General features: G+C 69.4%; 14 protein-coding genes. 10 read left to right on the forward strand and 4 right to left on the reverse strand.

Going from position 1 to position 14039, the window contains the following annotated elements; genetic code table 11:
- Positions 1-6: 6 nt before the first annotated feature.
- Genes ACHAAJ_RS00920 through ACHAAJ_RS00930 form a run of 3 tightly spaced genes read right to left on the reverse strand, consistent with a single transcriptional unit; the run spans position 7 to position 2532 of the window.
- Entirely contained in the window at positions 7-1176 is a 1170-nt protein-coding gene (locus ACHAAJ_RS00920; RefSeq protein ID WP_435725973.1) for an acetyl-CoA C-acyltransferase, read from the reverse strand.
- Entirely contained in the window at positions 1173-1823 is a 651-nt protein-coding gene (locus ACHAAJ_RS00925) for a CoA transferase subunit B (RefSeq protein WP_435725974.1), read from the reverse strand. Before ACHAAJ_RS00925 ends, ACHAAJ_RS00920 begins: the two co-directional genes overlap by 4 nt.
- 4 nt (positions 1824-1827) lie before the next feature.
- Complete coding sequence (locus tag ACHAAJ_RS00930; protein WP_435725975.1) at positions 1828-2532, reverse strand: CoA transferase subunit A; 705 nt, start codon at positions 2530-2532, stop codon at positions 1828-1830.
- A gap of 145 nt (positions 2533-2677) precedes the next feature.
- On the opposite strand from ACHAAJ_RS00930, the gene ACHAAJ_RS00935 reads away from it, so the two are divergent.
- The 10 genes from ACHAAJ_RS00935 (at position 2678) to ACHAAJ_RS00980 (ending at position 13594) form a co-directional block, all read left to right on the forward strand.
- A complete protein-coding gene (locus ACHAAJ_RS00935; protein WP_435725976.1) occupies positions 2678-3472 on the forward strand; it encodes an IclR family transcriptional regulator in 795 nt (264 codons plus the stop codon).
- 59 nt (positions 3473-3531) lie between these two features.
- Positions 3532-4920, forward strand: coding sequence for an MFS transporter (locus ACHAAJ_RS00940; protein WP_435725977.1), 1389 nt, complete (start codon positions 3532-3534; stop codon positions 4918-4920).
- A gap of 96 nt (positions 4921-5016) precedes the next feature.
- Positions 5017-6981 (forward strand): 1-deoxy-D-xylulose-5-phosphate synthase, encoded by a 1965-nt coding sequence (dxs, locus tag ACHAAJ_RS00945; protein ID WP_435725978.1) that lies wholly within the window; start codon positions 5017-5019, stop codon positions 6979-6981.
- Entirely contained in the window at positions 6978-7571 is a 594-nt protein-coding gene (locus tag ACHAAJ_RS00950; RefSeq protein WP_435725979.1) for a DUF402 domain-containing protein, read from the forward strand. Before dxs ends, ACHAAJ_RS00950 begins: the two co-directional genes overlap by 4 nt.
- 54 nt (positions 7572-7625) lie before the next feature.
- Positions 7626-8198, forward strand: a complete 573-nt coding sequence (locus ACHAAJ_RS00955; protein WP_435725980.1) for a hypothetical protein — start codon at positions 7626-7628, stop codon at positions 8196-8198.
- 145 nt (positions 8199-8343) lie between these two features.
- On the forward strand, positions 8344-9318 hold the full coding sequence (locus ACHAAJ_RS00960; protein WP_435726221.1) for an aldo/keto reductase: 975 nt from the start codon (positions 8344-8346) through the stop codon (positions 9316-9318).
- A 3-nt stretch (positions 9319-9321) separates the two neighbouring features.
- A complete protein-coding gene (locus ACHAAJ_RS00965; protein ID WP_435725981.1) occupies positions 9322-10428 on the forward strand; it encodes a nucleoside hydrolase in 1107 nt (368 codons plus the stop codon).
- Between the two features lie 135 nt (positions 10429-10563).
- Positions 10564-11373, forward strand: coding sequence for an ECF transporter S component (locus ACHAAJ_RS00970; RefSeq protein ID WP_435725982.1), 810 nt, complete (start codon positions 10564-10566; stop codon positions 11371-11373).
- A gap of 8 nt (positions 11374-11381) precedes the next feature.
- On the forward strand, positions 11382-12140 hold the full coding sequence (locus tag ACHAAJ_RS00975; RefSeq protein ID WP_435725983.1) for an energy-coupling factor transporter transmembrane component T family protein: 759 nt from the start codon (positions 11382-11384) through the stop codon (positions 12138-12140).
- The gene (locus ACHAAJ_RS00980) at positions 12137-13594 is read left to right on the forward strand and encodes an ABC transporter ATP-binding protein (protein ID WP_435725984.1); all 1458 of its coding nucleotides are present in this window, start codon (positions 12137-12139) and stop codon (positions 13592-13594) included. Before ACHAAJ_RS00975 ends, ACHAAJ_RS00980 begins: the two co-directional genes overlap by 4 nt.
- On the opposite strand, the gene ACHAAJ_RS00985 is transcribed toward ACHAAJ_RS00980, so the two are convergent.
- Positions 13585-14019, reverse strand: coding sequence for a Rieske (2Fe-2S) protein (locus ACHAAJ_RS00985; protein ID WP_435725985.1), 435 nt, complete (start codon positions 14017-14019; stop codon positions 13585-13587). The genes ACHAAJ_RS00980 and ACHAAJ_RS00985 overlap by 10 nt on opposite strands.
- Positions 14020-14039 lie beyond the last annotated feature (20 nt).

Raw genomic sequence — 14039 nt, forward strand, 5'->3', positions numbered from 1 at the left:
GTTCCGCTACAGGGCGCGCAGGACCACGGCGCTGCCTTGGCCGCCGCCGCCGCAGATGCCGGCGGCACCCACGGACCCGGCGCCGAGCTCCGCCAGCTGGCGAGCCAGCGTCCCCACGATCCGGGCGCCGGAGGCTCCGATCGGATGCCCCATGGAAATCGCGCCGCCCTTGGTGTTCACGATCTCCGGGTCGATGCCCAGCTTCGCGGTGGAGCGGATGCCCACGGCGGCGAACGCCTCGTTGATTTCGACGGCGGCCAGATCGCCCGGGGCGAAGTCCGTGCCCTCCAAGGCGGCGATGATGGCGTTGGCCGGTTGCTCGTGCAACCGCACGTCCGGGCCGGCGACGAATGCATGGGAGACGATCTCGGCCAAGGGCGTAACGCCCAGCCGCTCGGCCGCGGAACGGCTGACCAACACCAGGGCCGCTGCGCCGTCGGTGATCTGCGATGCGTTGCCCGCCGTGATGGTGCCTTCCTTGCTGAACGCCGCACGGAGCTTGCCCAGGGTCTCCACGGTGGTCTCGGCACGAACGCCGTCGTCTAGGGAAACGAGCGTGTCTCCGCGCCGGGAGGCGATGGTGAACGGCGCGATCTCGGCCGCGTGGAATTCCGCGGCGGCCGCTGCCAGGCGGTGCGAGCGGGCGGAGAAGCCATCCTGCTCGGCACGGTCGATGCCCATGGCCGTGTTCCCGTCCTCCGTGGACGAGCCCATGGACCGGGCCTCGAACGCGTCGGTGAGTCCGTCGAACTCCAGGGTGTCGATCATCTCGATGGCCCCGTACCGGGTACCGGCCCGAGCCCGCTGGATGTGCGGCGCCAGCGACATGGATTCCTGGCCGATGGCCACCACCACGTCGGCCTCGCCGCTGGCGATCAGGCGTTCGCCGGCGACCACCGCCTCCGTGCCGGAGAGGCAGACGGCATTCAGTGTCAGCGCCGGAACGCGCAAATCGATACCGGCTCCGACGGCGGATTGCCGGGCCGGATTCTGCCCGGCACCGGCCTGCAACACCTGCCCGGCGAAGACCCGCTGCACTTCCTCCGCGCCGATCCCGGCACGTTCGAGGGCGGCCGCCGCGGCATGGGCGCCCAGCTCCGTGGCGGAAACGGTGGCCAGGGCCCCGTTGAATCGTGCGAAGGGTGTGCGGGCGTACCCGGCGATCAATGCGCTCATGCGGCTTCCTGCTCCTCGAGGTCGACGGTGAATGCGGCCCGGGTGGACTCGCTGAGTTCTTCGATGGCGGTACCCGGCGCGACGGCACGCAGCACCAGGGCGGAATCGACCACGTCGAACACCGCGCGGTCCGTGATGATCCGGTCCACCACTCCAACGCCGGTCAACGGCAAGTCGCAGCGTTCCACGATTTTCGGTGTCCCATCCTTCGCCACGTGATCGGTGATGACGATGACGCGTGGCGTCCCGGCCACCAGGTCCATGGCCCCGCCCATGCCCTTGACGAGTTTCCCGGGAATGGTCCAGTTCGCCAGATCGCCGTTGGCGGCGACCTGGAGCGCGCCGAGAATCGCGGTGGCCACGTGCCCGCCACGGATCATGCCGAACGAGGCGGCGGAGTCGAAGTAGCTTCCACCGGGCAGCACGGTGACGGTTTGCTTGCCCGCATTGATCAGGTCCGCGTCCTCCTCGCCCTCGTAGGGGAAAGGGCCCATGCCCAACAGGCCGTTTTCGCTTTGCAGCGTGACTCGCACGCCCTCGGGCAGGTTGTTGGCCACCAGGGTCGGGATGCCGATGCCCAGGTTGACGTATTGGCCGTCGGTCAGTTCGCTGGCGGCGATGGCCGCCATTTCATCGCGGGTCCACATGGTCCTATGCCTCCTGACGGACGCGCACGGTCCGCTTTTCGATGTCCTTGGTGCCGTCGGTGGTGACGACGTGCCGTACGAAGATCCCGGGGGTGTCCACGAGGGATGGATCCAGATAGTCCCGATGGATGATTTCCGCCTCGGCGAACGTGACGCGGCCCGCGGCCGCGACGAGCGGGTTCAGGTTCCGAGCCGTCATCCGGTAGCGCAGGTTCCCCTCTGGATCCGCCTCGTGGGCGCGCACCAGGGAGATGTCGGCGACGATGCCGCGTTCCAGGATGGCCTGACGCCCGTCGAACTCCATCACCGGCTTGCCGTCGGCGACGGGAGTTCCCACTCCCGTGGGTGTGTAGAAGGCGGGAATGCCTGCGCCGCCGGCGCGCAGCCGTTCGGCCAGCGTGCCTTGGGGAACGAACTCCACCTCGAGTTCCCCGTTCAGGAACTGCCGTGCGAAGAGTTTGTTCTCGCCCACGTAGGAGGCCAGGACCTTGGAGACTTGCCTGTTTTCCAGCAGGATTCCCAGCCCTTTGCCGTCCACGCCCATGTTGTTCGAGACGATGGTCAGGCCGGTGGCGCCGGTGTCGCGCAGGGCGGCAATGAGTCGACTGGGGATTCCGCTGAGGCCGAAGCCGCCAACCGCAATGACCATGCCGTCGCGGACTGTCTCACCCAGGACCTCACTGACGTTTTCCAAGACCTTCGTTGTCATGATTCTCCCTTGATGGTCCACGATGTGGAGTCGCTGTCCTTCACGGGAAGAACGTAACAATGACGCGGGCACTTGGTCTACGAAGTGGACGCATCTCACGCAAATCGATCGAGTGATGGTCCCGCGGACCGATTCGGTCCATAATATGGACATGAGTGATTCGTATCCGGGTGCACAGGTTGTGGGTCGACTGGCAACTGTCCTGCGCTCCGTGGGCACCGCCATGCCGCGGGGCACCACCACGAGTGAGGTTGCCGTGGCGACCGGGCTGGCGCGCCCCACGGTGCACCGCCTCCTGGCCGCGCTGACCGCAGAGGGATTCTGCGACCACGACCACCGGGAGGGTCTGTGGATGCTCGGTCCGGAAATGTACCTCTTGGGTACCGTTGCCGCCGAGCGCTACGACATCACCGGCATTGCCCGCGGCCACGTCGCCGCCCTCGCGGCCGCGACCGGCGAGAGCGCCTTCCTCTCCGTTCGGCGCGGCGACGAAACGGTATGCCTGTTGCGGGAGGACGGTGCGTTTCCCATCCGGTCCTTCGTGCTCCACGAGGGCAAGCGATTTCCGCTGGGAGTGGCCTCTGCTGGGCTGGCGATCCTGTCCTTCCTTCCGGAGGGCGCTACCGAACGGTACCTCGCTGCCCACGCCCTGGACACCGAGTTCGGAAGCGAACACGGGCAGCGCTCCCTGCGTCGGCGCGTCGCGGAGACGCGCGAACGGGGCTGGGCGGAAAACCCAGGATTGATCGTGGAGGGGAGTTGGGGGATGGGCGCCGCCGTCTTCGACCAGGCGGGCCAACCGGCCTGGGCCCTCAGCCTGACCGGAATCGAATCGCGGTTCGCGCCCGACCGACGCCCGGAAATGGGACGCCTGTTGCTGCACCATGCGCACGAGCTCACCAAGAAACTCAGTGGAGAGCAGGCCCATTCCGTCAGATGACCGCGCCGGCGAACGGCTCGGCCCTGTTGAATCGACGTGGCCGGAATTATGCTGGCCCCATGTCTCCGGATGGGACGTCTCCCACGGACCTCGGCACGAACGGCGGCGAATCCGGCGCGAGCCGGGCCCTACCTAAAACGGGGCACCGCACCTTTACGCACGTCCTGGTCAACACGGCGCTTGCCAACGTCACCACGAGTTTCCTGTGGTTCGCCCTGACTTTCTGGGTCTACCTGGAGACCCGCTCGGTGCTTGCCACCGGTCTCATCGGCGGGGCCTACATGTTGTTGGTTGCGTTCTTCGGGCTCTTTTTCGGCGTACTCGTGGACCGCTACCGCAAGCACGCGGTGATGGTGGGCTCCACGGTCTTCACTGTTGCGTGCTTCGCCGTGTCCGGACTGATGTTCCTGCTGATACCCGAATCCCGGTTGCTGGACCTGACCGGCATCTGGTTCTGGATGTTTGCCCTGGTGGTGCTCATCGGGGCGGTGTTCGAACAGCTGCGCAACATCGCGCTGTCCACGACCGTGACGCTGCTGGTGCCGCCGGACCGCCGTGCCAACGCCAACGGTTTGGTGGGCACGGTGCAGGGGCTTGCCTTCATGGTCACCTCGGTCTTCAGCGGGCTGGCCATCGGCTTGATCGGCATGGGCGGGACCATCGTCATCGCCCTGGTGGCCTGCGCCGCGGTGCTGGGGCACCTCCTGGCGCTCAGGATTCCCGAACCCAGCATCGTGCGTTCGGCCGAACGGGAAAGCTTCGCCGAGTTGCGTGCCGGAATCGCGGCCGTCCGAGCCACGCAGGGGCTGTTCGCCCTGATCCTGTTCACCACGTTCAACAACCTCACCGGCGGGGTCTTCATGGCGCTCATGGATCCGTACGGCCTGACCATCTTTCCCGTCGAGATCTGGGGCGTGGTCCTCGGTGTCACGGCCACGGGATTCCTGATCGGCGGGGGCCTGGTGGCGAAATTCGGGCTCGGCCGGAATCCGATCCGCACCATGTTGGTGCTGGTCGCGTGCACCGGCGTGCTCGGAGCCACGTTCACGCTGCGCGAGTGGTGGTGGCTCTTCGCCATCGGCATGTGGATCTTCATGATGATCATACCGGCGGTGGAAGCGGCGGAGCAGACCGTTATCCAGAAGGTCGTCCCGTACGCCACCCAGGGGAGGGTCTTCGGATTCGCCATGACGTTCGAGGCGGCCGCCGCACCGGTCACGGCGTTCATGGTCGCCCCGCTGGCCGAATTCTGGATCATCCCGTACGTGGGTTCGCCGGCCGGGCGGCAGTCGTTGGGCTGGCTGCTCGGGGACGGTAACGCCCGGGGGATCGCGCTGGTGTTCCTGGTGTCCGGTGTCGCGTCGATCCTGCTGGGCCTCGCGGCGCTACTCACCCGGTCCTACCGCAGGTTGTCAATGGTGTACGCCGCGCCGCCGCCCGCCGCGTAGGAAGCCGACGGCGTGCGGCGCGGCCGCGTCCCACCCCGTGCACCCGCGTGGCCGGTAGGATATAGCGGTACCTGCCCCGGCGAAAGGAACGGCTTCGTGTCCCTGCTCGAATCCATCGGCGAGCCCCGCGACCTCCGCGCGCTGGCGCCGGAGCAGCTGAAGGAACTGGCCGCGGAGATCCGCGGCTTCCTGATCGCCAACGTGGCACGCACCGGCGGCCATCTGGGTCCGAACCTGGGCGTCGTCGAACTGACGCTCGGCATTCACCGCGTGTTCGATTCCCCGCACGATTCGCTGGTGTTCGATACCGGCCACCAGTCGTACGTCCACAAGCTCGTCACCGGACGCCAGGACTTTTCGACCCTGCGCCAGGAGGGCGGGCTGGCCGGCTATCCGGAGCGCTCCGAATCCGTACACGACGTCGTCGAGAGCTCGCACGCGTCCAGTTCGCTCTCCTGGGCCGATGGCATCTCGCGCGCCCGCCGGCTCGCGGGGGAGGGGGACCGGTACGTCGTCGCCGTCGTCGGGGACGGCGCCCTCACCGGGGGCATGGCCTGGGAGGCCATCAACAACATCGCCGTAGACAAGGACCGGCGCGTTGTCATCGTCGTCAACGACAACGGCCGCTCCTACGCCCCGACCATCGGCGGGCTCGCGGACCAGCTGGCCGGACTGCGGCAGACGCTGGACAGGGTCCGCACGCACGAGGTCTACGAGGGCACGCTCGACTTCTGGAAGGATCGCCTGCAGAAGGGCGGGGCGGTCGGGCGCTTTGCGTACAAGAGCCTCCATGCCACCAAGAAGGGCATCAAGGACTGGTGGGCGCCGCAGGGACTCTTCGAGGACCTCGGCATGAAATACATCGGACCCATCGACGGCCACAACATGGCCGCCGTCGAGGAGGCGCTGCAGCTCGCGCGCAGCTACAAGGGTCCGGTCATCGTCCATACCCTGACGGAGAAGGGCCGCGGTTACGCGCCGGCCCGCGCCGACGAGGCGGACCAGTTCCACTCGGTCGGTGTGATCGACCCCGAAACCGGCGAGCTCGTCGAGCGTCCCAACGCGCAGTCCTGGACCAGCGTCTTCGGCGAGGAGATCGCGGACATCGCGGACCGTCGGGCCGACATCGTGGCCATCACCGGCGCCATGCTCATTCCGGTGGGGCTGAAGGCCATGGCCGAACGCCATCCGTCGCGCGTCATCGACGTCGGAATCGCCGAGCAGCACGCACTGACGAGCGCGGCCGGCATGGCGTTCGGGGGCCTGCACCCGGTGGTTGCGCTCTACGCGACGTTCCTGAACCGCGCTTTCGACCAACTGTTGATGGATGTCGCGCTCCACAAGGCCGGTGTGACGGTGGTGTTGGACCGCGCGGGAGTCACCGGTCCCGACGGGCCCAGCCACCATGGCATGTGGGACCTTTCGCTGTTGCAGGTGGTGCCTGGCCTGCATCTGGCCGCGCCGCGTGACGCCACCCGGCTTCGCGAGGAACTGCGGGAGGCCGTGGCCGTCGACGACGCGCCCACCGTCCTGCGCTTTTCGAAGGGCTCCGTCGGCGCCGAGATCGAAGCGACGGAACGGCTGCACGACGGCGTCGACGTCCTCGCCCGCCACGGGGAGGGCGAACTTGATGTGCTGATCGTCGCCGTCGGGTCGATGGCCGGCATGGCACTGGAGGTCTCGGAGCGACTGCGCTCCCAGGGCATTTCGTCCACGGTGGTCGATCCGCGGTGGGTCCTGCCGGTTCCGAGCTCGATCATCGGACTGGCCGCGAGGCACCGGATCGTCGTGTGCATCGAGGATGGTGTCAAGGCGGGCGGTGTCGGGTCGCGGATCCGCCAGGAGATGCGCGCCGCGGGCGTCGACACCGCGCTGAACGAGGTGGGTCTCCCGGTCGAATTCCTCAAGCACGGATCCCGCAACCAGGTCCTGGCCCGGGTCGGGGTCACGGCCGCGCAGATCGCGCGCGACACGACCGCCCAGGTGCTCGGCACCAAGGTGCCGTTCGCGCGGCCCCTGCCCGGACACGATCTGCCCACCGGCCAGATTCCGCAGACGTGAGCCTGCCGCGGGATCTGGTCCGCACGCCGCCGGCCATCGAGGCGGGGGCTCCAATCGTCGCGCGCGCCTGGAAGTACGACGGCGGTGCGCACTGGGTCGTCCCCGGTACCTACCTCGGTGCCGACTCGTTTGGGCACTGGGTCTTCCAGCCGCGGGGCTCGTTCGTCTCCCGTCCCGGGTTGGGGTTCATGGCCGAGTCCGACGCCGTCTGCCTCTTCCCGCATGCCGGGGATTGGGTGGCAACGTTCTACGACGAGAGTCATCCCGGGGACGTCAGGTTGTACATCGACGTGTCCACGGGCATTGGTTGGCGTCCCCTCCGCCCGGCGGGTTGGGAGGTGAACTCCATCGACATGGACCTCGATGTCATTCGTTCAAACGAACGCGGGGTGTTCCTCGACGACGAGGACGAGTTCGCCGAGCACGCAGTGGCCTTCGGTTATCCGGAGGTTCTGCGGGGCGCGATGGGCGCGGAGGCCGAGTTTCTGCTTGGATCCGTCCGCAACCGCACGGCTCCCTTCGATTCGACCGCCGGCGCATGGCTTGCCGCGGGAAGGTCCGCGGCCGGTGCCGCTTCCGACCCGCACTAGCCACGCGCCACGATTTTTCCGAGACATCCAGCACCACCAGCATCAAGGAGCACCATGGCCATCATCCGCATGTACCGCCGGGACGACAAGGGGACCCTCGAGTTCCGCGAGGCCTGGTACGAGCAGTTCGAGGACCAGGAACTCGGCCAATTCGTCCTGAACCACGGAACCGTGGGGTACCAGTCGAAGACCCGGGAGTCCAAGGACGTCGACGCGGAGACCGGTGCGGCGCTTCTGGCCGGCTTCGAGGAGCAGTGCTCCGACGACGGTTTCGCCGAGCTCGAGGACGCGGACCAGTTCTGGGTCGTGGCGCAGTACGCGTTGAAGACGGTCGAGGGCACGGACCGGGACAAGCACCTGTTGCGCCGGGCCGAGGAGGTGCTGCGGGGCCATCTGGCCTGGCGCGGGCTGGGCACCGTGGAGTCCTCCGACTTCACGCCCCGGAAGCTCAACATCCGGATCCTGTCGCCTGAGCCGTCCAAGGCGGTATCCGCCATCAAGACGTGCCTGCGGGACGCGCAGCTGGATTTCACCAAGCTGTCCATCGGGGTGGCGCCCCACGGCGAGCCCGACTCCCTGAAGCAGAAGCACCCGCTTCCGGCCAAGGGCAGGTTCTCGCTCACGTAGCGGGCAGCGGCCGGCGCGGTGCCGGCCGACGCAGGTAGGCCACGGTGGCACAGCGCCGCCGTGTGAAAACGAACATGAGAGGCATCCCGTGACCGACTCCCTCAAGGCACCCGGCGGCCCGGACGCCCACCCTTCGTCCGGGGACATGGAATACCGGAGACTGGGCGGCTCCGGACTGGCCGTCTCCGTCGTCGGACTCGGCTGCAACAACCTGGGCCGCGCCGGCACCCCGACCGAGACCCAAGAGGGAACCGACGCGGTGGTCCACGCGGCCATCGACGCCGGTGTCACGCTGTTCGATACGGCGGACACCTACGGGAAGGAACCTGGGCTGTCGGAAATCCGCCTCGGCAAGGCCCTCGGCCGGCGGCGGGACGACGTTGTTCTCGCCACGAAGTTCGGCATGGACATGTCCGGTGCCAACGGCCGGGACTTCGGCGCACGCGGTTCGCGGCGCTACATCGCCACGGCGGTGGAGGCCTCGCTGCGCCGGCTCGGCACGGATTACATCGACCTGTACCAGTTCCACACCCCGGATGCGCTGACGCCGATCGAGGAGACGCTGGCGGCATTGGACGACCTCGTCCGCGCCGGCAAGGTGCGCTACATCGGGCACTCGAACCGCGCCGGCTGGCAGATCGCCGAGGCGGAGTTCACGGCCCGGCAGGGCGGATACACGCCGTTCGTCTCCAGCCAGAGCCACTACAACCTGCTGGACCGGCGCGCGGAACTCGAAGTGCTTCCCGCAGCGGAGGCCTATGGCTTGGGCGTCCTGCCGTATTTCCCCCTGGCCAACGGACTGCTGACGGGCAAGTATTCCTCCGGCAGCGCCCCTGAGGGGAGCCGGCTGACGCATTCGAGACAGAACCTCCTGGAAAGGGCGGATTTCGGTCAGCTCGCGCGGTTCGGCGAGTTCTCCGCCGCGCGCGGACTGGGCGAACTGCAGGTTGCGTTTTCCTGGCTGGCCTCACGGCCGGCCGTTTCCTCGGTGATCGCCGGCGCCACCACGCCGGACCAGATACGCCAGAACGCCGCCTCGGTCGCCTGGAAGCCCGACGCCGGGGATCTGTCCGAACTCGAGGAGATCTTCCCGGCGGTGCCCAAAGTCGCGCTCTTCTAACCGATGACGCTGCCCAGGGTCCGCCTGCTGCTCGACAACGACACGGGGATCGACGACGCGCTCGCGCTGGCCTACCTCGCCGCCTGCGGGCACGTTGAACTCGTGGCTGTCACTTCCTCGCCGGGAAACGTCTCTGCCGAGCAGGTGGCCGCCAACAACCGGGCACTGCTCGCGTTGTGCGGCAGGCCGGACGTGCCGGTTCTCATCGGGGCGCGCGCCCCCCTGCGACTGCCGCTGACCACGACGCCGGAGACCCACGGTCCGCAGGGGGTCGGCTACGCCACGCTTCCGGAACCGGATCCCGCCCGCGGGGTCGGCCCGGCCGCCGATCCATTGCCGGGCGGCGCATCCGCCGTGGATCTGGACGCGGCCGGGTACTGGATCGAGGCCGCGCACGCCCACCCCGGGGAGCTGACGGCTCTGCTCACGGCCCCGCTGACGAACTTCGCCCTCGCCTTGCGCCGCGAACCGAGGCTGCCGTGGTTGTTGCGCCGGGTGGTCGTCATGGGCGGCAGCTTCTACCACCAGGGAAACACCACGCCGACGGCCGAATGGAACACCCACGTGGACCCGCACGCGGCCGCGGAGGTGTACGCCGCCTACGCGGCGGCCGCCAAAGCCGGACTCGAGGCGGACCGGCTGCCGATCGTGTGCTCGTTGGACACCACCGAACGCTTCGAGATGCAGCCCGGCTTGATCACGGACCTGACCGCGGCCGCCGGCTGCCCCGAGCCGGAGAACGTCCTGGCCGTCGACCCGGAGGGGACCCGGAGCAAGGCCGCGGACCCGCTGGTGCGGTACCTGTCCGACGCTCTTCGTTTCTACTTCGAATTCCACCGGCACCACGACCAGGGCTACATCGCCCACGTGCACGATTTCTGCGCCGCCGGGATCGCCGTTGGCACCCTCGAATACCGCACCCGCCCGGCCAGCGTGGACGTCGAGACCGAGTCCCCCCTGCTGGCCGGAACCACCGTGGCCGATTTCCGCTCGCTCTGGGGCCGCGACGCGAACGCCCACGTCGTGTCCTGGAACGATCCGACGGCGGGCTTCGCCGAACTCGTCGATCGGCTGGGCACACTGGTCCGGAGGCTACGCGAAGCGCCGTGAGCGCTCGACCGGCGTTCGGTGTCGGATAGAATCGTTCACCGGGCCAAGGTGACATAGGCCCGGCTACGGCGGCGCGCCGCACCGTCCCGGTACCGCCGTCGCTCCCGCCGCACCCGCACCCGAGGAACGAACCCCATGTCACCGAATCTGATCCTGCCCGACGTCGCCGCCACCGGCCATCCGCTGCGAGCGCGGATCCTCGCCGCCGCGGGAGGCCTCCTGCTCGCCGGCACCTACGCCACCCTGGTCGCCACGCAGCCGGCGGGCCTGGTCGACGGAATCGGCCAGGGGGTCGCCCTAGCCACCTTCGCCGCCTATCTGGCCGCCGCCGTCCTGCTGTTGGCCGCCGTGCTGCCCGAATTGCCGGTATCCACCCTGACGCTCATCCCGGTGGCGCTCGCGCTGAACATCGTGCTGGGCCAGTTCGTCGGCTCCGTCATGGTTCCGCTGTACCTGGACTCGCTCGGCACCGTCCTGGTTGGTTTCCTCGCCGGTCGCCGCGCGGGCGCCGCGACCGGCGTGCTGGGAACGCTCGTCTGGTCCCTGTTCAATCCCACGGTGCTGCCGTTCGCGGCCGGCGCCGCGCTCGTCGGCTTCCTGGCCGGCACCGCCGCCCGGTTCGGCGCTTTGCGGCGCCCCTATCTGGCCCCCGTGGCCGGCCTCGGCGCCGGGATCCTCGTCGGCGTCGTGTCCGCCCCCGTCGCCGCGTTCGTCTTCGGTGGTACCTCGGGTGTCGGCACCGGCGCCCTGGTGGCCGCGTTCCGCTCCATGGGCGACTCGCTGCTCTCGGCCGTGACCAAGCAGGCCCTCATCTCCGATCCCGGCGACAAGGCTATTGTGTTCCTGCTCGCCGCGCTGCTGGTCTACGCCCTGCCCGGCCGCCTCACCGGCGGTTTCGCTTTCGTCCGCCGCCACCGGGTGCTCGGGCGGCGCGGCGCCAACTAGGACGAACCGTGCACCGCGCCCTGCCGCTGCATCCGTTCACCGTGTTGGCACTGGCCGTGGCGGTCGTGGCCACCACCACGGCAGCCGGCCGCTGGTGGCTCAGCTGCGCGGTGCTGCTCGTCAGCCTGCTGCTCGCCGCGTGGGCCCGCCGGGCACTGCGTCTGGTGGGGCTTGCCGCCGCCATCGTCCTACCCGCCTCCGCTTCCCAGTTCCTCATCCATGGATTGGGCGACCGCACGGCAGGCGACGTCGTGGCCGCGGCCGGACCGCTGCGGATCACCGCCGAAGGACTCGAGGTCGTCCTGCAGCTCGGACTGCGCACCGCGGTGTTCGTGGTGGCCGGATTGCTGTGCACGCTGCTGATCGACCGGCACGATCTGATCGCCGCCGTCGACCTCTCCGCCGCTCCGCCGCAGCTGGGCTACCTCGTGGCCGCCACCCTGTTGCTGCTGCCCCGGATGGCGGAGAAGCAGCGGACAATTGGCGAGGCCCAGGCCCTGCGCGGGGCCGCAGCCGGACCCGGACCCCTTGGCTGGTGGCGGCGCGTCCGGCTACGGGCCGTCCCGCTGGTGTTGGCCTCCGTGCAGGATGCGGCCGACCGCGCCCCTCACCTCGCCGCGCGCGGCTTCCCCGCCGCGGGGGAACACACGCGGCTGCGCACGGTGCCCGACTCGCCCGGCCAGCGCCGGTTCCGCCTCACCGCACTCGCGTGCGCCGTCCTGGGGCCCGCGGCGGTCCTCGCCCCCGTGTGGGTGGGTGCCGGATGAGCGCCACGCGAAACGAGGGAAACCGGCGGATCGATGTGCTTGAGCTCGAGCTGGAGCGGTTCAGGTATTCGGGCGCGCCGAAGGATGCGCTCTCAGCTCTCTCCATGAATCTGGCGCCCGGTTCGCTGACGGCCGTCGTCGGCGGTTCCGGGTCCGGCAAGTCGACCCTCGGCGCGGTGCTCGCCGGGATGCTGCCGCGGCACGACGGCGACGAATTGGAGGCGACGATCTCCCTCGGAGGGCAGCGAATACGCCACACCGCGGGCAGCAGCCTCCGCATCGACGTCTCCGGATGGGCCGGCCACGTGGGGATGCTGCCGCAGGACGCCGGCCACTACCTGTCCGGCGTGCGCGAGACGGTGGAGGAGGAACTCGCCTTCGGGCTGGAGAACGCGGGGGTTCCCCGCACCGAAATGCGGCTTCGGGTCTCCGAGGTGGCGGACCGGCTCGGAGCGCGGACGCTGCTGCGGCGGGACCCCGAACGTCTTTCCGGGGGCCAGGAGCGTCTCGTGGCACTGGCCGCACTCGCCCTTTCCGGATCGCGGGTGCTGGTACTGGACGAACCGCTGGCCGGCCTCGACGGTACGGCCGCCGCCGAGGTCTCCGCCCTGGTGGCGCGCCTGCGGGCCGGGGGCACCGCGATCGTCCTGTTGACCCGTTCGCCGGGAGGGTTGGGCTCGGGCGCGGACCATGTGGTGTCGCTGGGCGGATACCCTGGGTACCCGCCGGGACGGACCGACGCCGGCGCCTCGGCTCCGACGCCGTCGGCTTCTCCGTTGGCGTCGGGGCCGCGCCGCCCGGTGCGCGAAGCCGCGGGGACCGGGCTCGAGTTCGCCGGCGTGCGGCTGCGCTATCCGGGCGCCCCGGAACCCGTGGTCAGCGGGCTGGACCTGCGGGTCGATGCGGGAGAGTGTCTTGCCCTGGTGGGGGCGAACGGGGCGGGGAAAAGCACGATACTCAAGGCGGCCGCCGGCCTGTTGCGCCCGGAAGGCGGCCGGATCCTCCTGGCGGGGGCGGACGTGTGCGGACCAAAACGCAGCCGCGCCGGCAATACCGCGGGCCTGCTCCTGCAGAATCCGTCCGACCAGTTGTTCGAACGGACAGTCCGCCGGGAGGTTGCGTTCGGGCTCTCCCGGCGGGGCACGGCGGCGGAACGTGTCCCGGAGGTCCTGGCGCGCCTCGGATTGGAACACGCGGCCGAGACGCACCCCTACGAGCTGCCCGCTTCGGCCCGGAGGCTCGTCGCCCTGGCCGCGGTGCTGGTGCACGAGCCCGCGGTGCTGTTGCTCGACGAGCCGACCGAGGCATTGGACACGCCGGGCGTGGCCCGGCTGAACGCGGCCATTGAAACCGTGCTGGAACGCGGGGGCGCGGTGGTCGTCGCCACCCACGACGAGGCCTTCACGGCCTCTATGGCGCACCGCGTCCACCGCCTCGACGCCGCCTACAGGTAGACGATGACCTTGTCGCCGTCGATTTCCGCGGCGTAGCGCGCCAGCGGGTCCTTGGCGGGTCCGGCCACGCGTGCGCCGTCGGCCATGGCGAACTCGGAACCGTGGCACGGGCAGGAGAAGTTCTCGGCACCGATGCCCACCTGGCACCCCTCGTGGGTGCACACCGAACTGTAGGCGAGGACGGTCGCCTCGTCCGGCCGGTGCAGCAGGTAGTTCTTGCCGTCGAGGTCCACGGACATGCTGCCGCCGACCTGCAGTTCCTCCGTGGTCGCGGCCTCCGTGCCCTCGCCGGTTGCGGACGGGGCCTCGCTCGAGGCGGAGCCACCGCCCCCGCCGCAGGCGGCCAGCGCGCATGTGGCCCCGACGGCCAGGGACGAGCCGAGGACTATCCTTCTCGCCGGGCGCCCGGCCGTGATTTCATTCATGCCCCATCTTGATCCACGGC

Origin of the sequence: Arthrobacter arnarulunnguaqae, from assembly GCF_051262515.1 — a bacterium.
Classification (GTDB): Bacteria; Actinomycetota; Actinomycetes; order Actinomycetales; family Micrococcaceae; genus Arthrobacter_N.

Bases quoted from the DNA above. Each gene is read 5' to 3' on its own strand.
- ACHAAJ_RS00940 (WP_435725977.1), top strand. From the start codon at position 3,532: ATGTCTCCGGATGGGACGTCTCCCACGGACCTCGGCACGAACGGCGGC.
- ACHAAJ_RS00955 (WP_435725980.1), top strand. From the start codon at position 7,626: ATGGCCATCATCCGCATGTACCGCCGGGACGACAAGGGGACCCTCGAG.
- ACHAAJ_RS00960 (WP_435726221.1), top strand. From the start codon at position 8,344: ATGGAATACCGGAGACTGGGCGGCTCCGGACTGGCCGTCTCCGTCGTC.
- ACHAAJ_RS00985 (WP_435725985.1), bottom strand. From the start codon at position 14,019: ATGAATGAAATCACGGCCGGGCGCCCGGCGAGAAGGATAGTCCTCGGC.
- ACHAAJ_RS00935 (WP_435725976.1), top strand. From the start codon at position 2,678: ATGGACATGAGTGATTCGTATCCGGGTGCACAGGTTGTGGGTCGACTG.
- ACHAAJ_RS00970 (WP_435725982.1), top strand. From the start codon at position 10,564: ATGTCACCGAATCTGATCCTGCCCGACGTCGCCGCCACCGGCCATCCG.
- ACHAAJ_RS00920 (WP_435725973.1), bottom strand. From the start codon at position 1,176: ATGAGCGCATTGATCGCCGGGTACGCCCGCACACCCTTCGCACGATTC.
- ACHAAJ_RS00930 (WP_435725975.1), bottom strand. From the start codon at position 2,532: ATGACAACGAAGGTCTTGGAAAACGTCAGTGAGGTCCTGGGTGAGACA.
- ACHAAJ_RS00980 (WP_435725984.1), top strand. From the start codon at position 12,137: ATGAGCGCCACGCGAAACGAGGGAAACCGGCGGATCGATGTGCTTGAG.
- ACHAAJ_RS00925 (WP_435725974.1), bottom strand. From the start codon at position 1,823: ATGTGGACCCGCGATGAAATGGCGGCCATCGCCGCCAGCGAACTGACC.
- ACHAAJ_RS00965 (WP_435725981.1), top strand. From the start codon at position 9,322: ATGACGCTGCCCAGGGTCCGCCTGCTGCTCGACAACGACACGGGGATC.